Annotated in this window: 4 protein-coding genes; 3 read left to right on the plus strand and 1 reads right to left on the minus strand. The window is 36.7% G+C overall.

Translation table 11 applies throughout. From position 1 onward, the window contains the following. Nucleotides 1-714, plus strand: a 714-nt coding sequence (locus IEV57_RS19065; RefSeq protein WP_188444633.1) for a PorP/SprF family type IX secretion system membrane protein, incomplete at its 5' end; no start/stop codon positions are given. Nucleotides 715-1,972: 1,258 nt separating this feature from the next. Further along, nucleotides 1,973-2,770 (plus strand): helix-turn-helix domain-containing protein, encoded by a 798-nt coding sequence (locus IEV57_RS19070; protein ID WP_188444634.1) that lies wholly within the window; start codon nt 1,973-1,975, stop codon nt 2,768-2,770. Nucleotides 2,771-2,792: 22 nt separating this feature from the next. On the opposite strand, the gene IEV57_RS19075 is transcribed toward IEV57_RS19070, so the two are convergent. Beyond that, nucleotides 2,793-4,001 carry a helix-turn-helix transcriptional regulator gene (locus IEV57_RS19075; protein WP_188444635.1) on the minus strand — a complete coding sequence of 403 codons (1,209 nt, stop codon included), beginning with the start codon at nt 3,999-4,001 and terminating at the stop codon, nt 2,793-2,795. Between the two features lie 347 nt (nt 4,002-4,348). On the opposite strand from IEV57_RS19075, the gene IEV57_RS19080 reads away from it, so the two are divergent. Continuing rightward, a partial coding sequence (locus IEV57_RS19080) for a COG1470 family protein (RefSeq protein WP_188444636.1) occupies nt 4,349-8,244 on the plus strand: 3,896 nt, incomplete at its 3' end.

The raw sequence follows: 8,244 nt of genomic DNA on the forward strand, positions 1-8,244 counted from the left end.
GGCCAACTCTCAGGTCAAGCCTCAGGAGATATCCTAGGCAAGAATGCTGCAGGAATATCTATCCTACATGATCAGTATGGAGCCTTTGCAGAGACGGAGTTTGTCGCTAGCTATGCCTCCAGGATCCAAATAGGAGAAAAAACAAATCTAAGATTAGGAGCTGGTTTAAATTACCGCTCTGTTCGCCTAGATGGGAATAGCATGACGACGGAGCAAGCAGATGACCCGATAGTAGGACAGTACCTCGGGAGTTTCTCAAATATGCAGGTGATGGACTTCAACTTAGGGATAGCGGTAACGCACCCAAACTACTATGTGTCTTATGCGGTACACCATGTGAATCAAGGAGCGATCAACTCAGGAGATGTATTCATGGAGAGAATGCCCAGGGCAGGTATCTTCCAAGCAGGTTATAGAAACAGAATGACCGACAACCTAGCTCTAGCAACCAACTTCATGTACAGGAGTCAGATAGACTTGCCAGACAATGTAGAATTCAATATGAAAGTAGTCTTGAAAGAGAAGTTCTGGCTAGGAGGAGGACATAGAATAGACTATGCGAACAATTTTCAGTTTGGCTTGCTCTTCGATAAGATGCGCTTAGGCTATATCTACGAGATACCGATGCTGAGAAGCTACTTACTTCCGAATGTGACGCATGAATTCATGCTGACTTACGCCTTATTTGGAGATAGGAGAGGGATGATTTGGTAGGGGGAGTTTGAAAGCTACAAACCCTTTACGACGTATGGGTTTAAGACGTTAGGGGGACTGTTAAATGACTGTCTCCCTATTGTTTAATCGCTTAACTGATTAGTTGTTTTTAATGGGGAAGTAGGTTGTAAGAAGATGGTTTGATAAAGGGAGATTAATTGTTACTTTAATCAATAAGTAGCTATTTCGTCATATTCATGAATTCTTTCTTATCGCCTAAATTATTCCGAACCTGCAGCCTAGCCTTTCATTGAATAACTATAGCAATCGAGACCAAAAGGATTATTTCTTAAGCTCTGGCTTTTGCCTTTCTCCTTCAACATTTTTCCTAAAATGATGTGAAGAGCACTGATACGTTCAATGAGAATATAATACGTTTATAGTTATTTACTTGATAAAAATAAAGAGGGTGCGATTTGTTAAACAAACTTGCATCCTCTTTCCCGCATTTTGGTCACTAGAGTTAGACTAAAATTAGTACTTAAAATATAATACCAATAATTTCTACGAAAAAGTTTCCAATTTCTTCAAATTTTGTAAATTAAATGAATTTTCTTTTCTAATATGCATACATATAGTCGATTAAGAAGATTCGTATTTGTAAATGCATAAAGGATTGTTTTAATCTTTCTTGTATTTTGATAGACAAGCAAGGTATCTGATGATATTTTAGGTTATTTATGCATTGGTGACTTTTCTTCTTCAAGTATGAAGAGTTTGTTCTCTTTTCCTCAAAAATATCATTTTTTTTGCTTTTTATTTACATTATATTACAAAATACAATCAAATTTTTCTTCAAAATTTCAACATTAAAATTTATAGTGTCAATTTTGAAATTGTCATTATTTGCTGCTGACTTTAAACTTCCACATTAGGTTAGCTATTTATATGTGATTTTATGGAGTTTATCATTTATTTGCTTACATCATCCATCGTATTTCTTACTGGAATAACGCTGCTCATATATATTTACTATAATTATTCGAAAAGTCTAACACATAAAGCAATTTCATTGCTGCTATTTTTTTTGTTTGTGAGGTTTTTGTCTGTGCATTTGTATTTAGATAATAATATCTACGATTATCCGCACTTTTTATTAGTCAATCACTTGACTTCTAGAATTGGATTACCGATTGTGTTTTTATTGGTATTTTACCATACTACGAATAAGAAATTACATTGGATTCATTGCTTTCACTTTATTCCATTAATCCTATTTGTATTAAATTTCTGGGACATATTATTTTCAGACGCGCAAGTGAAGCAAGAAATCATGAAGGCCATGGAGTTGGAAGGATATGCTTATGTTTGGCAGTTGGGTACTTTGTTTTCTCCGAAGCAACTTGAATTATTAAGAGTTGTCCCTTTTTATTCCTATGTGGCTGCAATTGGGTATATGATTTTCCTTGCAGGTAATTTCAAAAAATTCCCACTTCACCTTCAAGGTTTCTTCAAAATAGCTTTCTGGTTTTTATTAGCTAATCTTTTACCAATTATTATTTCATCCTTGGGTTTTGAACAAGTGGGTTCATTTTTGGTAGCAAATGTTGTAGGACTGTTTACAACATTTAATATTACAGTTTCTTTTTTCTTTATTCCCAATTTTCTTTTTGACTTGGAAAAAGAAACAAACTTGGAATCTATTGAAAATGTAGAAACTATTTATGAATCTTCGGATAATGATAAAGATGTGTTGATTTTCAAGGTAGAAGAATTTATGGCTGAATTCAAGCCCTTTTTGTCAGCTGAATTTTCATTGAAATTTTTAGAGAAAAACTTAAATATTTCAGGTAGGTATATCAGCGCAGCAATCAAAGAAAAATATCAGCTGAATTTTAAAAATTACATCAACTGGTTAAGGATAGAATATTTTAAATCAGTTTATTTACCAATGATCACTTCATCAGAGCAAGTTAACCTAGAAGATATAGCGAATGAATTGGGTTTTGCAAGTATCAATACATTCTACATTCAGTTTCATAAATTCTTAAATACTACGCCAAGAGCTTATATTGATGAGTATTTAATGTCTACAGAGTTAATTGAAAACATGTAATTTCATATTTTTTTATATCTAATTAAGCAGTTGCTTGGGGTTTTTCCAATTGAACGATATATTCCTTAGGCGTTGTGTTCATTTCCTTTTTGAAGTTTAAGTAAAGAGAATTCACACTTTTAAAACCTATTTCAGTTGCTAGAGAACCCATGTTGTAATTTCTCCATTCTTTTTTATTTTTTAATTGAAGTACTAAAAACTGAATCCTTTTGCGGTTAATAAACTCATTAAATGAATTGTTATAGATGTCCTTAAGGTATTTTCTTAGTTGGTATACCGGCATATCTATTCCTTGGGCAAGGGTAGATTGCGAAAAATCAACATTTAGGAAGGGGTGTTCATGGTCTAAATAAGCATTTAACTTTTTCACGAAATATGCTTCTTCTTCAGTCAGATTGGATTTTATTATTTCCTCTTTTTGGACGATGGCTTTTGGAGAGTATTCATCATTTATATCTGTTTTTTGACTTTTAGGCAATAAAATTATGGGTGCTTGATGAAACTTGTTTTTAGTAGTCAAGCCATATATCAATTCAGGGATACTTAAAATCACCAAAAAGAAGATAAGATTACCTAAAATAAATAGGAGGTTAAATGCCCCTCTCTTTGCACCAGAATAGTGCCCCGTCCAGGAAAGTATTATTGGGGTAATTAAAAAAATGACATATAAGCAAAAAATTAAAACTTTTCGTCTTCGATATGGGGAAGTTTGTTCCAGAGAAGGAAGTTGCATTATTTGAAATATTCTGATCCCATATGCCAAGACTACAATAAAAGTAATAATGCTGAGGGAATAAGCAGGAAAGATCCATCCTTCATCGTATTTAGCAAAATTTTGAAGATCAATCATCAAAATTCTATCTTGTTGAGGTTTTATCCAAAAAGGCAAGAAATTAACCACATATAAAAGGCCAGGCAAACCATGTAACAAATCTACTTTTCTTATAGGTGATTCTCGAAGACCACGATGCACAGCAAGGAAAATTAGTGGAACCAATATAAAAATCATTAATAACCCTGTTCGCGCTAACCATGGGAAATATGGGAAAAGACCATTGGCCGCAGCAAAAAAAGTTAATAGCCCATAACTTATAAAAAATAATGCAAGTGAAGTGAATTTACCAAATAGTCCTTTGCTCCAATGATAATAGGTATAGATGAAACTAACCACTACTGAAGTAATGTTCATGCCAATATACAAGAAGCTAATAAAATCTTTAGGTAACAACATAGGGATAATTTAACTAAGCGACTTCAAAGTAAGATAAATGGCCAAGATAAATGTTTCCTAAAAAGTGATTTTTATTCCTAAATTGTTTATTCAATGGAATTATTGAAGAAATAATTTTGTAAACCTTTATCCAATTTTATTCTACCAACGGTATTTTTTTTCATTTTCAAACGTTTGAAATCAACGTATTTCATTTTTTAGGAAATCATATCATTTTTTAAGAATGATATATTATTCACGAAATGAGACTTTTGCAAATTATTATTCAAAATATACAATTGAAGATGAATCTGGTAATATTAAATAAAAACCATCTAATATTTTTTTGGTTATTGAATCTTGTTTGTTTGTCAAGTTTTATTTCAAATACTGTCAATGCGCAGTGTACAAGTATAACCTCCTTTACAGTTAGCTCTCAAAATGCTACATGTACAGCAAATGGGAGTATCACCATCACTGTCCCTACATTGTCAACAGGTAGTTATTGCACGTGGACTGCACAGATTACTCGTACAGGAAGTAACCCGGTGGCTCAAAATATTCCCACTTCTGGTGGTGATTTGATTTTTGGTTCCTTGTTGCCTGGTGAATATGCTATCCTAGTTACCGATGGTAACACTATTTTAACTCACTCTCCCAATGTTAACGTCACTACTTCCTATGTAACGATGTCACTCATGAGTACCAGTGTTGCTCCGAGCTGCAACACTTCTCAAAATGGAACTTTAACTGTGAATGTAGCCAATGGGGTAGGTCCATTCGTCTACACCGTCAACTCACTGTTTGGAACACAGACCCATACTACAGCAAATCGATCGCATACTTTTGAAAATATGGGGGCAGGTGAGACAGTAAGCATTACAGTAACGGACCAAGTAAATGGTCAATCGGGTTGTTCTACATCTGTCAATGGAACACATAATACTGTTACTGTTTCTACAGCTCCAATTAATTATTTTTTAAGACCATATAATTTTGAAAGAGATTGTTCATCTGCTCCAGGGTCATGTTCGGGAATAAAACTTTTCGTTAACCTAACCAATGTTACAACTGGTAGACTTGCAGTTTTACAAGATACTGGCAATGCGACTATTACTATCGCAGGAGTTTCATATCCTTTAACTTTTGTTGGTGTAGAAGGTCCTGCTACAAGATTTACTTATGATCCAGTTACTACAGGAGGACCGATATTGATTCATAATACACCATTCTCTACTTCTTTTGATGATGGATGTACTGTTATTACGAAAGCAGCAACAGCAATAATGAAGGACGATTTTCTTATCCTCAACAGGTCCGTAGTTCTGGACCCTGAAACTTGTGAAAAGAGATTTAGAATTAGAATTATTGGTGATGAAGATTTGCAGCAGAATGGAGATACCCATAGAGCTGTTTATTATTGTGATGTAAACCAAGTCCAGATAGAGAGAAGAGATGACTCAGATCTTTCAATTTGGCATATTGTCCCCAACGAGGAGATTGAACCAGACCCTTCTTTGACGAACAATGCTTTAGGGGTGAACTTAGGTGTTAGAATTCCATCAGCGGTTGCGAGTTATGCAGTAGCTTCTACAGGTGTATATAGAGTGACAGTATCAGATGCATGCCAAGGCTCAGTAAGCAAAGTTATACAACTAATTGACGAGAATCCGTTGGGTGTAGTTAATCTTGCGGAATCTCCTTCTATAATCGAAGGTACATCAACTATCAAAGTGGATTTTCCGGGTTTGCCTCCCATGCAAACTCCTTTGAAGATTACTGTATCCAGAGTGGATGGGCAGTCTTCTATAACCCACATAGCAAATGGCCCGGGTGATCTAGCAGGGACATATCAATATAATTTCCCTTTTGATGTTATTTTTAATGACTACCCTACTCCTGAAATGTTTATTGGAGACTTACCTGAAGGTGAGTATCAAATTAAAATTGAAGATAATTGCTCATCTGAAACTGGCTATTCCATCGTAAGGAATATTAACCTTACTAATCTAACTCAATATAGTCCTGAAATAAATATTATTGATGGATGTGCTAATTCCAGTACAGTTGCTTTCAATATGAATCCTGTAAATGCGCTCAATGTAAGCATTAATGTTCAATTGAGAGTAAAAAATCAAGATGGCACGATAGGTGCTATCGCTGCTAGTCACTTTGGCGCTCTTTCTGGTGTTTTCAATAACGTTTCATCTGGAGATTATTTTATAGTGTATAAAGATGTCAGGTACGTCAATCAAACTTTTCCAGAGAGATTGTATTCGGCTGCATTTGGGAATTTTGGTTTCCGTGAATATACACAAGAGGTAACAGTAGCTCCTTTTGAAGATTTTGAAGTAGATACCTCAATTGCTTTTTGTTCTATCGGAGATCCAAGTTCAGGGATTGTAAGTGCACAAATCACTTCGGGGACAATTGTTTATCCAGTTTCTTTTACTCTTTTTGAAACGTCTGATCCCACTATACCATTATCGACTGTAGACATTTTAGATGGAGAAACCAATGCGGTATTTCAAAATGTCCAGGTTGGAGATTATTTTATACGAGTGGCTACTGGCTGCTCGAGTAAGGATATAGCTGTAAGTGTTACCACTACCACAACTATTCCTCAAGCAAGAGTTTCAGAAGGCGCTGTATGTCCGGGAAGCCCAACTACCTTGGCTGCTATAAGTGCTACAAATAACTTATACGATATTGATTGGGAAATCAAAAATGCTGATGGTACTTATAGCCCTGCCTTAGGTGCTGACGGAGTCCAGTTAACTGGGATGCCCGTGCCTTTGTCACCAACAGTAACGACAACTTACCGGGCTGTTTTTAGTTTGAAGACAACTTTTGGTTGTTCAAATAATGTCACCTATTTCTCCGAAGTTGAAGTAAAAGTCACTCCTGATCCTGATTTGGTTACTCCAACAGTCACGGACATCGACTTGTGTAAGAATCCTAATCCAAGTGTGACAATTTCTAATTCTGAAGCTGGATTTGAATATGAGATTTTAAATCCACAAGGATTTTCTTTTTCCCCAAAAATTACCGGACAAGGAAATGGTGGGGATTTAGTAATTGCTATTCCTTTCAATCAATTGACAGCGGGTACGACTTTGACTGTCTCTTCTACTAATGGTAACGGGGGATGTAGTGGCATTCTAGAAGAGGAAATTAATGTGATAGCTTCTCCAGCTGATTTACTTTTGGACGTGGAAGGCTCTTTTGTTTGTTTGGGTTCAGATGGAACGATTACAGTTAAGGGATCTGAATCGGGAATTACTTATACCGTATTTCAAGGAAGTTTGGCCTTGTCTCCAAATATTTCTTCGGTAGGAACGGGTAATGATTTGATCTTTACGATCCCTTCCGTATTATTGACTCAGTCATCCAACGAGTTTACAATTGAGGCATCAGGCGCGGGTTGTGAAGCAGGAGTTTTGGGAGAAGCGGCTATAATCACTGTTCAACAGGCTCCTTCTTCCTCAAGTTCAGTGAATGCTATTTGTGGATTAAACGATGGAAAGGGAACTATTGTGGTTGATACCTTTGGTGGGAGCGGCGATCATGAGTACAGCCTTGACGATGATACTTGGCAAGATTCAAATATTTTTGAGGTAGATCCAGGAACCTACACAGTTTATTCAAGGGATAAGGTTAACGGTTGCAAGAGTAGCAGTTCTGTGACTATTGGCTTGTATTGTATAACGATCACGAAAGAAGCGAGTCAGTCCACGTATGTATTAGGAGATGTGATCACGTATACCTTCACGGTAGAGAACGATGGAGACTTCACCTTGACTAATGTGGGTGTTTCGGATGCGTTGCCGGGCTTGAGTGCGATCACCCAGACCTCAGGCACGACAACCTTGGCACCCGGTGGGTCAGCGGAATTTACAGCTACCTATACGATTACGCAGGCAGATGTTGACAACGGATCAGTAGTAAATACAGCAACAGCGACAGGCACACCTCCGACAGGAACTGATGTGACGGCTACAGATACAGAGACGATCACAGTTGATAATTCAGCTGCAACAGCTTCGATCACTATAACCAAATCAGCGAGTCAGTCCACGTATGGATTAGGAGATGTGATCACGTATACCTTCACGGTAGAGAATACTGGGGACTTCACGTTGATAGGGGTAAAAGTAGAAGATGCCTTGCCGGGCTTGAGTGCGATCACTCAGACCTCAGGCACGACAACCTTGGCACCCGGTGGGTCAGCGGAATTTACAGCTACCTATACGATTACGCAGGC

This window comes from Belliella aquatica, assembly GCF_014637795.1.
GTDB classification, from domain to species: Bacteria; Bacteroidota; Bacteroidia; order Cytophagales; family Cyclobacteriaceae; genus Belliella; species Belliella aquatica.

Bases quoted from the DNA above. Each gene is read 5' to 3' on its own strand.
- IEV57_RS19075 (WP_188444635.1), bottom strand. From the start codon at position 4,001: ATGTTGTTACCTAAAGATTTTATTAGCTTCTTGTATATTGGCATGAAC.